15 protein-coding genes and 1 other RNA gene are annotated in these 14967 nt (G+C 60.3%); 5 read left to right on the forward strand and 11 right to left on the reverse strand.

Annotation, left to right across the window (positions count from 1 at the left end; translation table 11 throughout):
• Positions 1–23: 23 nt before the first annotated feature.
• On the reverse strand, positions 24–506 hold the full coding sequence (locus ACEN2T_RS25710; RefSeq protein WP_442117772.1) for a sn-glycerol-3-phosphate transporter: 483 nt from the start codon (positions 504–506) through the stop codon (positions 24–26).
• 343 nt (positions 507–849) lie between these two features.
• On the opposite strand from ACEN2T_RS25710, the gene ACEN2T_RS25715 reads away from it, so the two are divergent.
• Both ACEN2T_RS25715 and ACEN2T_RS25720 read left to right on the forward strand, forming a co-directional pair.
• Positions 850–3237, forward strand: coding sequence for a TonB-dependent receptor plug domain-containing protein (locus ACEN2T_RS25715; protein ID WP_032884301.1), 2388 nt, complete (start codon positions 850–852; stop codon positions 3235–3237).
• A 27-nt stretch (positions 3238–3264) separates the two neighbouring features.
• Positions 3265–3918 (forward strand): gamma-glutamylcyclotransferase, encoded by a 654-nt coding sequence (locus ACEN2T_RS25720; RefSeq protein ID WP_032884300.1) that lies wholly within the window; start codon positions 3265–3267, stop codon positions 3916–3918.
• Here the strand turns inward: ACEN2T_RS25720 and glpT are convergent.
• A complete protein-coding gene (gene glpT, locus ACEN2T_RS25725; protein WP_032884299.1) occupies positions 3915–5252 on the reverse strand; it encodes a glycerol-3-phosphate transporter in 1338 nt (445 codons plus the stop codon). The genes ACEN2T_RS25720 and glpT overlap by 4 nt on opposite strands.
• A gap of 291 nt (positions 5253–5543) precedes the next feature.
• Positions 5544–6521 (reverse strand): NADPH:quinone oxidoreductase family protein, encoded by a 978-nt coding sequence (locus ACEN2T_RS25730; protein ID WP_442117773.1) that lies wholly within the window; start codon positions 6519–6521, stop codon positions 5544–5546.
• Between the two features lie 150 nt (positions 6522–6671).
• On the opposite strand from ACEN2T_RS25730, the gene ACEN2T_RS25735 reads away from it, so the two are divergent.
• On the forward strand, positions 6672–7079 hold the full coding sequence (locus tag ACEN2T_RS25735) for a flagellar basal body-associated protein FliL (protein ID WP_032884296.1): 408 nt from the start codon (positions 6672–6674) through the stop codon (positions 7077–7079).
• Positions 7080–7096: 17 nt separating this feature from the next.
• Here ACEN2T_RS25735 and ACEN2T_RS25740 read toward each other — a convergent pair whose 3' ends face one another.
• The 4 genes from ACEN2T_RS25740 to ACEN2T_RS25755 form a co-directional block, all read right to left on the reverse strand.
• Positions 7097–8215, reverse strand: a complete 1119-nt coding sequence (locus ACEN2T_RS25740) for an ABC transporter permease (protein ID WP_032884291.1) — start codon at positions 8213–8215, stop codon at positions 7097–7099.
• Positions 8215–10932 (reverse strand): ribosome-associated ATPase/putative transporter RbbA, encoded by a 2718-nt coding sequence (rbbA, locus tag ACEN2T_RS25745; protein ID WP_442117774.1) that lies wholly within the window; start codon positions 10930–10932, stop codon positions 8215–8217. Before rbbA ends, ACEN2T_RS25740 begins: the two co-directional genes overlap by 1 nt.
• Positions 10929–11894: an HlyD family secretion protein gene (locus tag ACEN2T_RS25750; RefSeq protein WP_442117775.1), complete on the reverse strand. Its 966-nt coding sequence runs from the start codon at positions 11892–11894 to the stop codon at positions 10929–10931. Before ACEN2T_RS25750 ends, rbbA begins: the two co-directional genes overlap by 4 nt.
• Before the next feature lie 136 nt (positions 11895–12030).
• Complete coding sequence (locus ACEN2T_RS25755) at positions 12031–12480, reverse strand: EVE domain-containing protein (protein ID WP_032884287.1); 450 nt, start codon at positions 12478–12480, stop codon at positions 12031–12033.
• Positions 12481–12674: 194 nt separating this feature from the next.
• Here ACEN2T_RS25755 and ACEN2T_RS25760 point away from each other — a divergent pair, with 194 nt between their 5' ends.
• Positions 12675–12824 (forward strand): hypothetical protein, encoded by a 150-nt coding sequence (locus tag ACEN2T_RS25760; RefSeq protein WP_010207387.1) that lies wholly within the window; start codon positions 12675–12677, stop codon positions 12822–12824.
• 7 nt (positions 12825–12831) lie between these two features.
• Here ACEN2T_RS25760 and ACEN2T_RS25765 read toward each other — a convergent pair whose 3' ends face one another.
• From ACEN2T_RS25765 to ACEN2T_RS25780, 4 genes are all read right to left on the reverse strand, one after another.
• Positions 12832–13461, reverse strand: coding sequence for a 5-formyltetrahydrofolate cyclo-ligase (locus tag ACEN2T_RS25765; RefSeq protein ID WP_032884520.1), 630 nt, complete (start codon positions 13459–13461; stop codon positions 12832–12834).
• 58 nt (positions 13462–13519) lie between these two features.
• Positions 13520–13698, reverse strand: a non-coding RNA gene (ssrS, locus tag ACEN2T_RS25770) — 6S RNA.
• A gap of 30 nt (positions 13699–13728) precedes the next feature.
• Entirely contained in the window at positions 13729–14046 is a 318-nt protein-coding gene (locus tag ACEN2T_RS25775; protein ID WP_027608375.1) for a cell division protein ZapA, read from the reverse strand.
• Positions 14043–14252, reverse strand: a complete 210-nt coding sequence (locus ACEN2T_RS25780; protein WP_007982902.1) for a TIGR02449 family protein — start codon at positions 14250–14252, stop codon at positions 14043–14045. The genes ACEN2T_RS25775 and ACEN2T_RS25780 overlap by 4 nt, the downstream gene beginning before the upstream one ends.
• A 139-nt stretch (positions 14253–14391) precedes the next feature.
• Here ACEN2T_RS25780 and ACEN2T_RS25785 point away from each other — a divergent pair, with 139 nt between their 5' ends.
• On the forward strand, positions 14392–14949 hold the full coding sequence (locus ACEN2T_RS25785; protein ID WP_015886444.1) for a YecA/YgfB family protein: 558 nt from the start codon (positions 14392–14394) through the stop codon (positions 14947–14949).
• Positions 14950–14967: the final 18 nt, after the last annotated feature.

The following is a 14967-nucleotide window of genomic DNA, read 5'->3' on the forward strand; positions in this document are numbered from 1 at the left end:
CAAAAGCCCCGCTCAGTGCTTGCTTAGAAGCGCACGCCGGTCGTCACCATCGCCGCATTGAACCCCAACAACACCAACTCCGCCGCCACCGGCCCGTAATGGGTGCCTACCGACGGAATAATCACCGGCGCCACACCGAAACGGTTCAATGGGATCTTGTCGCGGTACTTGCCGCGATAGCCCTGGATCGCCCCGCCCGTGACCTTCAGGTACACCGGATAGTCGGTCATGTCATAGCGCTTGCCCGCGTAGGCGTAGTACGAGCGCTGGCGGAACGAGTTGCGAAAGGTTGCCGCGCCATATACCAACCCTGAAGCTTCATTGCGCTCCAGGCCAATCAGGTCTTGGTTGTTGTTGTGGTCCTTGTCCGGCGCGAAGTGCCGAGTGTAGACGCTGGTCTGCGCGTACCAGAAGCCCTTGTCGTCTTCGGTGACGGGCGATTCGCCAGCTAGCGCGGTGGTGGCCTGGGCCAGCAATAACAGGCCAGGCAGTCGAAAATTCTTCATGGGTGCGACCTCGGTAGTCGGTTTGATGGGCGGCTAAGTGGGTCGTGATGTGAACCCTATTTTGACGGCTTGGCGCGTGCCCAGGCTGAACCGGGGCTGAAAGTAACGGGATCGCTGCGGATAATCCTGACGGAGGGGACCCTGGGCTTATGCATTCTCTTATTCCTTAAAGGTATTTAATTTGTTACATGAATATCTTTAAGCTATATCGCAACGGACTACCGATTTTCTGCCAATCACCAACAACTGACCGCCACCGCCCGCCAGCCGGATCGATCGTATGAGCTCAGAGCACTGACGTTCTGATGTTTGATTACTGATTCATAAGGGAAAGGGGAGCGGTATGGGGAGCTACAAGAAACACGCGCTGTACTCGGCGATTTTGTCGGCCAATTTGCTGACCGCTGTGAGCTTCAATCCAGTCTTTGCGGCCGAAACGTCCGCCACCGATGCACCCAAACTCGACACCGTGATTGTCACCGGCACCCGCGCTCAGGAGCGTACGGCCAGTGCTTCACTGTCACCCATCGATGTGATTTCCGGTGACAGTCTGCGCAGCACCGGCTCCGATGAGCTGGGCGCAGTGCTGGCGCGCCTTATTCCATCAATCAATTTCCCACGCCCAAGCCTGGTGGACGGCGCCGAATTGGTGCGGCCTGCACAGTTGCGCGGCCTGTCACCTGATCAGGTGCTGGTGCTGGTCAACGGCAAGCGCCGCCACACCAGTGCCTTCGTCAACCTGGGCGGCGCAGTGGGCCGTGGGTCGGCACCGGCGGACCTGAATGCGATCCCGCTGTCGGCGGTGGACCATATCGAAGTGCTGCGAGACGGTGCTTCCGCGCGCTACGGCTCGGATGCGATTGCCGGGGTGATCAACGTGATCCTCAAGCACGCTGACCATGGCGGCTCGATCTCCACCAAGTTCGGCGAATACAAGAAGGGCGACGGCATCCAGCGCAATGTCAGCGGCAACACCGGCCTGGCATTGGGCGACAACGGCTTTATCAACCTGTCGGCCGAAGGGGCTGACAACGACTACACCAACCGCGCCGGTGATGACTACCGCACCGGAAGCGTCGGTTCTACCACCTATGGCCAGCGCGTGTTCCGCCAAGGTGAGCCGGCCACCAATGAAGGCAAGTTCCAGTTCAACTCCGAATATTCCTTCAACGACGCGGCCGAGTTCTACACCTTCGGCGGTTACAGCAAGCGGCGTGGCGAGACGGCGGCGTTTTACCGCGCGAGCAATGCGTCCAACAACATCCCGGCGCTCAACCCCAACGGTTACCTGCCGCTGATCAAGGGCAACCTTGAAGACACGTCGTTGGTGGTAGGCCTGCGTGGCTTGCTGGCGTACGACTGGCATTACGACCTGTCGGCCAACTACGGCAAGAACCAGTACGCACTCAGCACTGAAACCATCAACACCTCCCTGGGCCTGGCGACACCGCGCAAGTTCGACAACGGCACCCTGAGCAACGACCAGAAGCAAGTCAGCCTGGACCTTTCCCGCGAGTTCGACGTGGGCTGGCTGCCTTACCCGGTGTCCGTGGCGTTCGGCGGTGAATACCTGCATCAGGGTTATGAAATCGAGGCGGGCGAGCCAGCGTCCTACTTCCAGACCGGCAGCTCCGGGCTGGGCGGCTTCCGGGATGCCGACGCGGGCACCAGCTCTCGTCACAATTGGGCGCAGTATCTGGACCTGGAAACCAACTTCACCGAAAAACTCAGCGCCTCGGCCGCCGTGCGCCATGAGGACTACAGCGATTTCGGCTCCAATGTGAGCGGCTCGCTGTCAGCCCGTTATGACTTCACCCCGCAAGTGGCCTTGCGCGGCAGTGTATCCAACGGTTTCCGCGCGCCGTCCCTGGCCCAGCAGAACTTTGCCTACACCTCATCGCAGCTGATCGGCAGCACCATCCAGGAAGCCGGTACCTTCCCGGCCAACAGCCAGGTTGCGCGCTTGCTCGGTGCTGAAGACCTCAAGGCCGAGAAGTCGCGCAACTACAGCCTTGGTCTGGTACTGGAGCCGGCCGATGACCTGACGGTGACGGTGGATGTGTACCGTATCGACATTCGCGACCGTATCAGCCTGTCCTCCAACCTCGGCATAAACGCGGCGACGCGTGCCTACCTGCAGGCCAACGGCGTGGGCAACATTGATTACACCACCGCCCGCTACTTCACCAACGCCACCGACACCAGCACCGACGGCGTCGATCTGGTAGCCAACTATCGCTACCAATTCGATAGCGGTATCCGCTGGAACAGCACCGTGGGCTACAACTACAACCACACCAAAGTGACCGATGTGAAACCCAACCCGGCCATCCTCGATAGCCTTGGGGCGAACCTGGTGAGGGTGGACCGTCGCGAGCGCATCGGTTTGCTCGGCGATACCACGCCCCAGCACAAGCTGAGCTTGGGTAACGACTTCACCTACGGCAATTGGGCACTGCACAGCAATTTGGTGCGCTATGGTGAGTTCACCAGCTACCAGGCGGACAAGGTCAACGACCAGACTTTCAAGGCCGCCTGGGTACTGGATTTATCGGCTGACTACAAGCTGAAGAACTGGACCTTCACCTTGGGCGGCGACAACGTCACCGATAAATACCCAGAGAAGGTCAACGCCTTCGCCAGCAGTGGTGGCAATTTGGCCTATAGCACTTTTTCGCCGTACGGTTACAGCGGCGCGTTTTATTACGGTAAAGTTGCTTACAACTGGTAACACACAGGAGGCGTACCGCTTTTCGCCATGACCGCCATAGAAACCGATCTTCAGCAGTTGGCTTACCCTCCGCGGCTCGATCTGGGGCCGCAACTCACTCACGAACAGTTAATGAGCTCGATGCAGGCCACCATGGGCCGGCATAAAGGTGGGCCGGTCTGGCTATTTGCGTACGGTTCGCTGATCTGGCGTCCTGAATGCTCGTCCTCCGAGCGGGTGCGGGCGCGGGTCCACGGCTATCACCGCGGCCTGTACCTGTGGTCCCACGAGCATCGGGGCACGCCGGAAACGCCAGGGTTGGTGTTTGGGTTGGATCGCGGTGGCTCTTGCAGCGGGTTCGCTTACCGCTTGCCCGAAGATCAGTTGGAGGCCTCGCTTTACGCCTTGTGGCAGCGCGAGATGCCTTACCCGTCCTACCGGCCGCACTGGCTCAGCTGCCGTCTTGAGGATGGCAGTCAGGTGCAGGCGTTGGGGTTTGTCCTGGAGCGGCACTTGCCCAGCTATGCTGGCAACTTGCCGGATATCGTGCTCAACCATGTGCTGCAAAGCGCTTGCGGGCGTTACGGCACTACTCGCGATTATGTCGAGCAGACCGTAAACGCCCTGCGTAGCCACGCCATGCCAGATAAGAATCTGGAGGCGCGGCTCAAGCGTTGTGCAAAGGGTTGCTCTGGCGATTAACGCGCCGAGCTGACGCTGTTGGTGTGCCACAGCGTTGGGATCAGGAACGCGATAGCCAGCAGGCACGCACCGATCAGCAGTACGAAACCACCGTCCCAGCCGAAGTGGTCCACGGTGTAGCCCATTGCCGCACTGGCTGCCACCGAACCGCCCAGATAACCGAACAGACCGGTGAAGCCCGCGGCCGTACCGGCGGCTTTCTTGGGTGCCAACTCCAGGGCCTGCAGGCCGATCAGCATCACCGGGCCGTAGATCAGGAAACCGATGGAGAACAGCGCAATCATGTCGACCATCGGGTTGCCCGGCGGATTGAGCCAGTACACCAGGGTTGCCACGGTCACCAGCGCCATGAACACCACGCCCGTCAGGCCACGGTTGCCACGGAAGATCTTGTCCGACATCCAGCCGCACAGCAGCGTGCCTGGAATGCCTGCCCACTCGTAGAAGAAATACGCCCAGGACGTTTTATCCACGTCGAAGTGCTTGGCTTCCTTCAGATAAGTTGGCGCCCAGTCCAGCACGCCGTAGCGCAACAGGTAGACGAACACGTTGGCGAAGGCGATGTACCAAAGCATTTTGTTGCGCAGCACGTATTTGACGAAGATTTCCTTGGCGCTGAATTCTTCCTCATGGCTGGCGTCGTAGCCTTCGGGATAGTCGTTCTTGTATTTCTCGATGGGCGGCAGGCCAACCGATTGCGGTGTGTCGCGCATGGTGATGAAGGCAAAGGCCGCTACCGCCAAGGCCACAGTGGCCGGCACGTAGAAAGCTGCGTGCCAGTCGTTGAACCACGCCATGCCCAGCAGGAACAGCGGACCGATCAGGCCGCCACCGACGTTGTGCGCCACGTTCCACACCGACACTACACCGCCGCGTTCTTTCTGCGACCACCAGTGCACCATCGTCCGCCCACTTGGCGGCCAGCCCATGCCCTGGGCCCAGCCGTTGATGAACAGCAGAATGAACATCATGGTCACGCTGGACGTTGCCCAAGGTGCGAACCCGAAAATGAACATCACACCCGCCGATATCAGCAGGCCGAAAGGCAGGAAGTAGCGTGGGTTGGAACGGTCGGACACCAGGCCCATGAGGAACTTGGACAGGCCGTAGGCAATGGCGATGGCCGACATCGCCAAGCCCAGTTGACCACGGGTGTAACCCTCGTCGATCAGGTAGGGCATGGCCAGGGAGAAGTTTTTACGCAGCAGGTAATAACCGGCGTAACCGAAGAAAATACCGGCGAAGATCTGCCAGCGCAGTCGTCGGTAGGTACTGTCTATTTTTTCTTCAGGCAGGGGCGCCTGATGCGCGGCAGGACGAAAGAAAGCAAACATTCAAGAGCTCCAAATTTCTTGTTTTGACTGCGGATGCGAATGTTACAGTTTCGTTACCGAAAATAGCATCGCTTCTCATGCACAAACACAGGAAATGGGAGCAATTGCATGTTCTTTTACGAACATGTCGTAAATGGATAAGTGTGGGTCGTTATCGATTTTATGATCGCAGGAGATCAAATGTGGGAGGGGGCTTGCCCCCGATAGCGGTAGGTCAGCCAGCTTATCTATAGCTGACCCACTGCCATCGGGGGCAAGCCCCCTCCCAGATTTGATTGCATTTCAGGTCGGTTAGCGGGTCTGGACGACCACCTTGCCGACAGCCTTGCGCTGGCCGAGGTCATTGATCGCCTGGGCGGCTTGGTCCAGTGGATACACCTGCGACACCAACGGCTTGAGCTTGCCCTCACCGTACCAAGTGAACAGTTGCTGGAAGTTCGCCGCATTGTCCTGCGGCTGGCGCTGGGCAAACGAGCCCCAGAACACCCCGACCACCGCTGCGCCCTTGAGCAAAGCCAGGTTCACCGGCAGCTCTGGAATACGCCCGCTGGCGAACCCAACCACCAGCAAACGCCCGTTCCAGGCGATGGCGCGGATGGCCTGGTCAAACAGGTCACCGCCCACCGGGTCGTAGATCACATCGGCGCCGTTGCCGTCTGTGAGGCGCTTGATCTCTTCTTTGAGGCTGGTTTCGCTGTAGTTGATCAGTTCATCGGCACCCGCGGCCTTGGCCACGGCGAGCTTGTCGGCGCTGCTGGCTGCGGCGATCACACGGGCGCCCATGGCCTTGCCGATTTCCACCGCGGCCAGGCCTACGCCGCCGGACGCACCGAGCACCAGCAAGGTTTCGCCCGGTTGCAGGTTGGCGCGTTGTTTGAGCGCATGCATCGAGGTGCCGTAGGTCATGCTGAAGGCGGCAGCGGTGTTGAAGTCCATGCTCGGCGGGATCGGTAGCACGTTATAGCCCGGCACCGCGACCTGCTCGGCAAAGCTGCCCCAGCCGGTGAGTGCCATGACCCGGTCGCCGACTTTCAAATGGCTTATCTTCTCACCCACTTGGCTGACCACGCCCGACGCCTCGCCACCCGGCGAAAACGGAAAGGGCGGCTTGAACTGGTACTTGCCCTCGATGATCAGGGTGTCCGGGAAGTTCACCCCCGCCGCGTGTACGTCCAGCAGGATTTCGTTCTTCTTGATCGCCGGGCTGGCGATTTCTTCCAGCACCAGGGTTTCGGCGGGGCCGAAGGCCTTGCACAGCACAGCTTTCATCGGGCTATTCCTTTTGGTGTCGTGGCCGATAAGTGTAGGAGGGTAGGCCCGTGGGTCAACGAGCATGCCCGGCCCTGATAAGCCGCCATAAGCTTGTGCTCTGCCTTGCTAGCGTTATGCTACCCGGCAACCGAATGTGAGGAATGAACTGTGAAAGCGTGGATCCTGTTGATGCTGGCCCTGACCTTGCCCATGGCTGCCCAGGCCGAAGAAGCCAAAGAAGGCGAGGCGCCGAAGGTCAGCTATATCAGCCTGAGCCCGCCGTTCGTGGGTAACTACGGCCTGGACGGCACGGCGAAACTCAAGGTGTTCAAGGCTGATATCGCCCTGCGCGTGACCGGTACCGAAGCCGCTGCTGCTGTCAAAGCCAACGATGCGTTGATTCGTAACCAGTTGGTGGCGCTGTTTACCCAGCAGACCAACGAGGCCATGAGCACCGTCGAAGGCAAGGAAAAACTGCGCCAGGAAGCCCTCAAGCAAACCCAGCAAGTGATGAACGACGAGACCGGCAAGCCGGTGGTGGAAGACCTGTTGTTCAACAACCTGATCATTCAGTAATCAGCCTGGCTGGCGGTTCAGGAAGCCAAACTCTTCCTGAACCGCACCAATGCCACCGCAAAAAACAACAATCCAATTGCCGCCAGCGCCAGCAAGTCCGGCCATACCACACTGACGCCCGCGTCCCGAAACAGGATCGCTGCACTCAGGCTCACAAAGTGCGTCGACGGCGAGCCCTGCATCACCCACTGCAACCACTCGGGCATGCTGTCCAGTGGCGTACTGCCGCCGGATAGCAACAGCATTGGGATAATCACCGGGATTGCCAGTAAGCCGAACTGCGGCGTCGAGCGGGCAAGGGTGGCGAGGAAGATTCCCAGTGCGGTGCTGGCAAACAGGTACAGCGCGGTCACGAATAGAAACAGGCCCATCGATCCCGCCAGTGGCACGCCGAGCAAGCCTTTGACCACCACCTCCAGCGACACCCAAGTACACACCACCACAACCAACATGTTGCTCCAGATTTTTGCCAGCATGATTTCCAGCGCGGTCAGCGGCAGCACCAGCAGATGGTCGAGGGTGCCGTGCTCTCGCTCACGCAACAGCGCGGTGCCGGTCAATACGATGGCGAGAATGGTGATGTTGTTGACGATCTGGATCACCGCCAGGAACCAGCCACCTTCCAGGTTGGTATTGAACAGCGCCCGTGTGGTCAGCAGCGCCGGGGCTTTGCTGGCGGTATCGGTTTGGCCGCTGTAGCTCAGCAACTCCCGTTGGAAAATCCTGCCGATATAGCCCGCGCCCATGAACGCCTGGCTCATTGCCGTGGCATCGACGTTCACCTGTACGCCGGGCTGGCGACCCGCGAGCAGATCGGCCTGGAAGTTGGCCGGCACGTTGATCACGAAGGTGTACTGGCCGCTGTCCATCACCTTGTCCAATTGGTCGTAGGCCAGCGGCGCAGGCGCCTGGAATTCCGGCGGTTGCAGCGCCTCTGCCATCTGCCTGGAGAGCGCGCTGTGATCCTCGTCCACAAAGGCGACGCTGGCGTTGTGTACGCCAATTACCGATCCGGCGGCAGGCATATAGATGGCGACAGTGAAGGCGTAGAACAGGAACAGCAGCAATACGCTGTCGTGGCGCAGGCTGGTGAGTTCCTTGATGCCCAGGCGCAGGATATGAGTGAGCGTGTGCATCAGGCCTCCTGCTTCTTGAGCATGATCAGGCTTAGCCCGGTGAATCCGATGAAGAACCCGAACAGCGCCAGGCATTGCGGCCACAACTGGCGTAGGTCCAAAGCCTTGGTGAACGTGCCGACTGCGATATCCAGGAAGTGCCCGGCTGGAAACAGCATGCCCATCAGTGCCGCCGCGCCTTCCAGAGAGGAGCGCGGCACGATCAGCCCGGAAAACTGGATGGTCGGCAGGCTGGTGATGATCATGGTGCCGAGGATCGCCGCGATTTGAGTACGGGTGAACGCGGAAATCAGCAGGCCCATGCTGGTGGTGGCCAGCACGTAAAGCAGTCCGCCAAAGGCCAACGTCAGGCCGCTGCCCTTGAACGGTACGCCAAACAGCCAGCGATTCATGGCCACCAGCAGCGCCAGGTTGATCAGGCTCACGGCGATGTAGGGCGCCTGCTTGCCCAGCAGGAACTCCAGGCGCGTCAGTGGTGTGGCATAGAAGTTAGTGATCGAGCCCAGTTCTTTCTCACGCACGATTCCCAGAGCCGTGAGCATCGCTGGGATAAACGCCAGGATCAGCGCCATCACCCCTGGGCCGATGGCATTCACGCTGACCACGTCCTGGTTATAGCGAAAGCGGGTTTCCAGCTTGGCGGCGGCCTGGGTGGTCTGCGGCAGGCTGCTCAGTTCGGCCAGTTGTTGCAGGTTGCCCTGGTGTACCGCTTCTACATAGTTGCGGCTGGTTTCCGCGCGAAACGGCATGCCGCCGTCGAGCCAGGCGGCGACTGTGGGTTGGCGGCCAGCGTAGAGGTCACGGCCAAACCCTGGCGGTATCTCCAGGGCCAGTTTGATTTCCGAGCGCTGCAGGCGCCGGTGCAACTCACTGGAATCCTGGATGGGCGCCTGTTCGGCGAAGTAGCGCGAGCTGCGGAAGGCTTCCAGATAGGCTCGGCTTTGGGGGCTTTGGTCCTGGTCGTAGACGGCAAAGGCGAGGTTTTCCACGTCCAGGGAAATGCCGTAGCCGAAGATCACCATCATGAACATCGCGCCGAGGAGGGCGAAGGCCATGCGCACTTTGTCGCGCAGTAGTTCTTTGCCTTCACGGCTGGCCACGGCCAACAGGCGAGAAAGGCTGAAGCCGCGTTTGCTCACGGGCGTCGCACTGATTTCGCTGACGGTTTTGGCCGGTGCGGCAGGCTCGGGTTCGCCTTGGGCCTGTTCCAGGCAGGTGACGAACGCAGCTTCCAGGGTGTCGCCGTGGAACTGCTGTTGCAGTGCCTCCGGTGTGTCGCAGGCCAGCACTTTGCCGGCGTGCATCAAGGAAATGCGGTCGCAGCGCTGGGCTTCGTTCATGAAGTGGGTGGACAGGAAGATGGTCACGCCTTGCTCCCGAGACAACTCGACCAGCAGCCGCCAGAAATCATCCCGAGCTGCCGGGTCGACGCCGGAAGTGGGTTCATCGAGGATCAGCACTTCCGGGCGATGCAGCACGGCCACGGCCAAAGACAAGCGCTGGCGCAGACCGAGGGGTAATTCGCCGGAGGGTTGCTCGGCTATCTTGCTCAGGTCAAAGCGTTGGATCAATTCATCGATACGCGGCCCACTGTCTGCTTTGGGCAGGTCGAACAGTTGCGCGTGCAGCACCAGGTTCTGGCGCACGCTGAGCTCGCCGTACAGCGAGAAACTCTGGGACATGAAACCCACGCGCTTGCGGGTGGCCAGGTCCTTGGCGTTCACAGGGTTGCCCAGCAGTGTCGCGCTGCCTTCGGTGGCCGGCATCAGCCCGGTGAGGACTTTCATGGTGGTGGTCTTGCCGCAACCGTTGGAGCCGAGGAAGCCGAAAATCTCGCCTCGACCAATAGCAAAGCTAACCTTGTTCACCGCCGTGAAATCACCGAAACGCAGGGTCAACTCGTGCGCTTCGATGGCGATATCGGCGTTGGCGTTTTCCCTTGGCGGGATCACCAGCGGCTGGTTGTCATGGGCGCCATCGCCCTGGAAGTGGGTGAAGGCCTCATCCAGTTTGCCACTCGGCGTCGCTGCCGCCAGTTCGCGACTGAGACCGTCGGCGATCAGTTTGCCGCGGTCGAGCATCATGCAATGTTCGAACTGCTCGGCTTCCTCCATGTAGGCCGTGGCTACCAGCAGCGTCAGTTGCGGGCGTTCGCTGCGTACGGTTTCTACCAGCTCCCAGAAGCGTCGACGGGACAGCGGATCGACGCCGGTGGTGGGCTCATCAAGGATAAGCAGGTCCGGGTCGTGGATCAGCGCGCAGCACAGGCCGAGCTTCTGCTTCATGCCGCCGGAGAGTTTGCCGGCTGGGCGCTCGGCGAAGCGAGCCAGGTCGGTGGCCAGCAGCAGGTTGTGCATGCGCTGGTCGCAGTCGGCTTTGGACAGGCCGAACAGGGTGGCGAAGAAGCGGATGTTCTCGCTGATGGACAGCTCGGGGTACAGGTTGCCACCCAAACCCTGAGGCATGAAGGCAATGCGCGGGTACAGGCTGTTGCGGTGACGGCGATCCTGAATGGAGCCGCCGAGTACCTCCAATTGGCCGGCCTGGAGTTTCTTAACGCCGGCGATCAACCCCAACAAACTCGATTTTCCCGCACCATCCGGGCCGATCAGCCCGCAGCGTGTACCGGCGGGCAGGCTGAAGGCGATGTCGATCAGCGCCTGTTGTTTGCCGTAATGGTGGTTGATGCCTTTGGCGTGCAGCGCCAGGCCGGTCATTGCAGATTGGCCGGCCAGTCGATATCAGCTGTGCGCACATAGCCGGAGCCGGGCATGCCCGGTTTGGCTTGGGGCACGGCGCTCGGTTGAGTCAGGTGCAATTTGACGCGGAATACCAGTTTCTGGCGTTCGTCGCGAGTCTCCACTTCCTTGGGGGTGAACTGCGACTTGGCGGCGACAAAACTGATCTTGGCCGGCAACGGCTGCTGGGGCAGGGCGTCGAGCAGAATCCGCGCGTCACTGCCGACGGTCAGGCGTCCGGTCACGGAGGCGGGTAGATAGAGGTTCATGTACTGATCATTGGGGTCGATCAGCAGCAACACGCGCCCGCCCGCGCCAAGCACTTCACCCGGTTCGGCCAGGCGCAGTTGGATAATGCCGTCGATAGGCGCGCGCAGGCTGCTGTCGTCGATTTCACTGGTGAGCTGCGCGACCTGGGCTTGTGCGGCACCGATGGTGGCTTTTGCCGAATTGACCTGGGCCTGGGCGGCGGTCACGGCGGCGTTGCCGGTGTTCTGGCGGGCTTGCTGCTGGTCGATCAACTGGCCGCTGGCGAAGCCGCGTTTGTAAAGCTCCTGGGTACGCTTGAGTTCCTGGTTGGCTAGCAGTTGTTCGCTCTGGCGCAGTTGCACGTTGGCCTCGGCGGCGGCGAAGTTCTCCTTGGCCCTCAGCACTTCGGCTTCGGCCTGGGCGCGCTGGGCTTCCAGCGTGCGGGTGTCCATGCGCGCCAGCAGTTGGCCCTTGAGGACGTTGTCGCCTTCGTCGACCCGCACTTCGGCCAGGCGCCCTGGGATCTTGGCGGCGATCTGCACTTCGGTGGATTCCAGGCGGCCATTGCCCATGCCCAGACCTTCGGGCAGACGGTCCTGGGTGGAGCGCCAGTAACCGAAGCCGCCGGCACCGAGCAACAACGCGATCAAGAGAACGGCAAACAGGTGGGAAGAGCGGGGTGTGGTCGACATGGGTGCATCCTGCGGCTTTAGCATCCTAGTTTGATCGGTGCTGCCCAAGGGGCGTTGATACCGATCAAATGAAGCGCAAGCCTAACCCGGTTAAGGGGCAGATGCATGCGTCGAGCGCGTGACCGCAGGGTTCTCGTCAGCGCAGCGCCAGCACCGTCGCCCATTGCTCGGCGGTGACCGGCATCACCGACAGGCGGCTGCCTTTTTGCACCAGGGGCAATTCGGCGAGGGCGGTTTGCTGTTTCAGGTAGCCGAGCCCCAGCACCTTGGGGAAGGTTTGGACGTGCGCGACGTTGATCGCAGTCCACGGGTTTTTCTCCGGGGTGGCTTTGGCGTCGAAATAGTGGCTGTCCGGTTCCAGTGCGGTCGGATCCGGGTAGGCCGCTTCGACAATTTTGCCGATACCCGCAATGCCTGGCTCTGGGCAACTGGAGTGATAGAAGAAAAACTCATCGCCCACGGCCATGGCGCGTAGGAAGTTGCGCGCCTGGTAGTTGCGTACGCCGTCCCAGCGCGCTTCGCCAAGCTTTTCCAGGCCGTTGATGGACAGTTCGTCGGGCTCGGATTTCATCAGCCAGTAGGCCATTTTTGGGCTCCTGAAAAAGGCAGTGGGCAAGTTGTCAGGCAATTTGATGACAAACCGACAGTCGGTTGGCGCCAAGGTTTGCGTGTTGGTTCACGTTACCGCAAAATGCCGGCCTTTAAGCTTGACGCAGCTGCAACGGACTACTTTGGAACGTTGTTGTCATCGTGTACGAGATGCCTGAAGGGGGGCAATCGATGCAACGTAAACCGGATTTACTATGGATTTTGGTGATTTTGTTTGGTCTGGGCGTCGTGACCACCGGGTATGCCCAAAGCTTGTGGTCGAACAAGACCGATGCTCCCGTTGAACTGGCTCAACAGCAGCCGCAACCGTTCAAGCGTTAACCCTTCTTCAAGACGCCGCTGCTTCAAGCGGCGTTTTTGCGACATACCACTGCTTATCAGTGACAGTGCCAGCCAATGGCACATCCCAACTAGCTTGTGCCAATCGATCGACCTTCTGACATTCATGGGCCAGGCCTAGCAGCGTCGGCTTGCGCCAGCTTTGACGGCGTGCCAGATACGCCAGGCTGCGGTCGTAGAAACCGCCGCCCATGCCCAGGCGGCCACCTGCGTCATCGAACCCCACCAACGGCAGCAACACCAGGTCCAGCGCCCACACCTTGCGCTGGCGCTTGGCATTGACCCTTGGTTCCAGAATCCGAAAGCGGTTGGGCAGCAGCTTGTCCCCAGGCTTCACGCGCTGGAACACCATCTTGGTACGCGGCCAAGCGCTGAGCACCGGCAGATAGGTGGCCTTGCCCCGGCGCTGAGCGGCGCGCAGCAGCAGGCGCGGATCGATTTCACCGTCCGTCGGTAGATACAAGGAAATATGTTTGGCCCGGCGAAACAGCGGGTGCTGTGCCAGTTGCCGATACAAGCCGTGGGCGGCTTGGCGCTGCTCGCTCGGCGTAAGGGCGCGGCGGGCGTTGCGTAACATGCGTCGAAGTTGCGGACGGGAAAGCGGCGCAGGTTCGGTCATGGTTTTTCGGCTCATAAAACAATGCCAGTCCTTAAGACTGGCATTGAGTTTGGAATTCAGGCTCCCCGACAGAACCGCTGTCGACTAAGCCCTTGAACCCGAAAGTTCAAGGTGGAAGAAGCAGTAGGCTTTAAGGCTTTCCGTCTAGCGGACATGCACACCAGCCCAACGTGCAACTTCCAGGGTAGTGCGAATCGGCTCCGGGACATCGCCGACTGGCAAGCACGCCAGGGAGTGGGGCGAGTATACCTTAAACAGTCGCGGGGATCAGCCCTTGGGTTGCTCTGTGTCGCTGGAAAGCACCAGATCAACACGTTCGAGCAGATCGCGAACCTGCTCGCGGGTCGAGCCGCTGGCCTGCACGTCAGGGCGTTCCTGCTTATGCAGCAGATCGTGGGTAATGTTCAGCGCGGCCATCACGGCGATACGGTCGGCGCCGATCACTTTGCCGCTGCTGCGGATTTCACGCATTTTGCCATCCAGGTAACGGGCGGCGCTCACCAGGTTGTTGCGCTCTTCCTGGGGACAGATGATCGAATATTCTTTGTCGAGGATCTGCACGGTGACGCTATTGCTTGAACTCATGAGTCTTGCTCCAGGGCCTTCAGGCGCGAAATCATCGATTCGACCTTACGCCGGGCGATTTCGTTTTTTTCAATGAGGTGAGCGCGTTCCTCGCGCCAGGTCTTTTCCTGAGCTAATAGGAGTCCGTTTTGACTCTTAAGTTGCTCGACCCGAGTAATTAGCAATTCGAGTCTGGCCATCAGCGCTTGCAGGTCGGTGTCTTCCATTGGGTTCCACTGGATTTTGTCTGATGAATGGCAACTGCAGGATAAACGATCTGACGCCCTTGATAGTCTTGGTACGTCTGCCGGTGCTAGGATACAGCGCTCCATTCTAGACATTGCGCCGTCTGGCGCCTAGCTCACCATGCCCATTCAGAACTCCCCGTACGATGCTTTTTCCAAACTGCTGAGCACCAGCGGCCACCCATGCTCGCCTGCCGAACTGCACGGCGTGCTGTTGGGGCGCAGCTGCACCGGTGTTGGCTTTGATGCCGACAACTGGTTGGCCGATGTCGCCGAGTTGTTGGAAACCGAACCGACCGACAACGTGCGTAACGCGCTGATCGGCCTGCAAGAGATGGTCAAGGGCGAACTGACCGGTGATGACGTCACCGTAGTCCTGTTGCTACCGACCGACGACGCTCCGCTCACCGAACGCGCCGCCGCATTGGGCCAATGGTGCCAGGGTTTCCTCCACGGTTTCGGCGTGAACGCCGGCGGCCTGGAGCTGAGCACCGACGCGAAGGAAGTGCTGCAGGACCTCGCCGCGATCTCCCAAGTGCAAGATGCGCTGGAAGAGTCCGAAGACGGCGAAGGCGACTACATGGAAGTCATGGAATACCTGCGCGTCGCGCCGTTGCTGCTGTTCACCGAGACCAAGAAGTCCGCTGAGCCTGCTGCACCCAAGCCGTCGCTGCACTAAGAAAGGAAGCCCATCTGC

The sequence above is a fragment of the Pseudomonas sp. W22_MBD1_FP4 genome, from assembly GCF_052113765.1.
GTDB classification, from domain to species: domain Bacteria; phylum Pseudomonadota; class Gammaproteobacteria; order Pseudomonadales; family Pseudomonadaceae; genus Aquipseudomonas; species Aquipseudomonas sivasensis.

Coding starts and splice junctions, on each gene's coding strand:
- ACEN2T_RS25710 (WP_442117772.1), bottom strand. CDS start 506: ATGAAGAATTTTCGACTGCCTGGCCTGTTATTGCTGGCCCAGGCCACC.
- ACEN2T_RS25715 (WP_032884301.1), top strand. CDS start 850: ATGGGGAGCTACAAGAAACACGCGCTGTACTCGGCGATTTTGTCGGCC.
- ACEN2T_RS25720 (WP_032884300.1), top strand. CDS start 3,265: ATGACCGCCATAGAAACCGATCTTCAGCAGTTGGCTTACCCTCCGCGG.
- glpT (WP_032884299.1), bottom strand. CDS start 5,252: ATGTTTGCTTTCTTTCGTCCTGCCGCGCATCAGGCGCCCCTGCCTGAA.
- ACEN2T_RS25730 (WP_442117773.1), bottom strand. CDS start 6,521: ATGAAAGCTGTGCTGTGCAAGGCCTTCGGCCCCGCCGAAACCCTGGTG.
- ACEN2T_RS25740 (WP_032884291.1), bottom strand. CDS start 8,215: ATGCACACGCTCACTCATATCCTGCGCCTGGGCATCAAGGAACTCACC.
- rbbA (WP_442117774.1), bottom strand. CDS start 10,932: ATGACCGGCCTGGCGCTGCACGCCAAAGGCATCAACCACCATTACGGC.
- ACEN2T_RS25750 (WP_442117775.1), bottom strand. CDS start 11,894: ATGTCGACCACACCCCGCTCTTCCCACCTGTTTGCCGTTCTCTTGATC.
- ACEN2T_RS25755 (WP_032884287.1), bottom strand. CDS start 12,480: ATGGCCTACTGGCTGATGAAATCCGAGCCCGACGAACTGTCCATCAAC.
- ACEN2T_RS25760 (WP_010207387.1), top strand. CDS start 12,675: ATGCAACGTAAACCGGATTTACTATGGATTTTGGTGATTTTGTTTGGT.
- ACEN2T_RS25765 (WP_032884520.1), bottom strand. CDS start 13,461: ATGACCGAACCTGCGCCGCTTTCCCGTCCGCAACTTCGACGCATGTTA.
- ACEN2T_RS25775 (WP_027608375.1), bottom strand. CDS start 14,046: ATGAGTTCAAGCAATAGCGTCACCGTGCAGATCCTCGACAAAGAATAT.
- ACEN2T_RS25780 (WP_007982902.1), bottom strand. CDS start 14,252: ATGGAAGACACCGACCTGCAAGCGCTGATGGCCAGACTCGAATTGCTA.
- ACEN2T_RS25785 (WP_015886444.1), top strand. CDS start 14,392: ATGCCCATTCAGAACTCCCCGTACGATGCTTTTTCCAAACTGCTGAGC.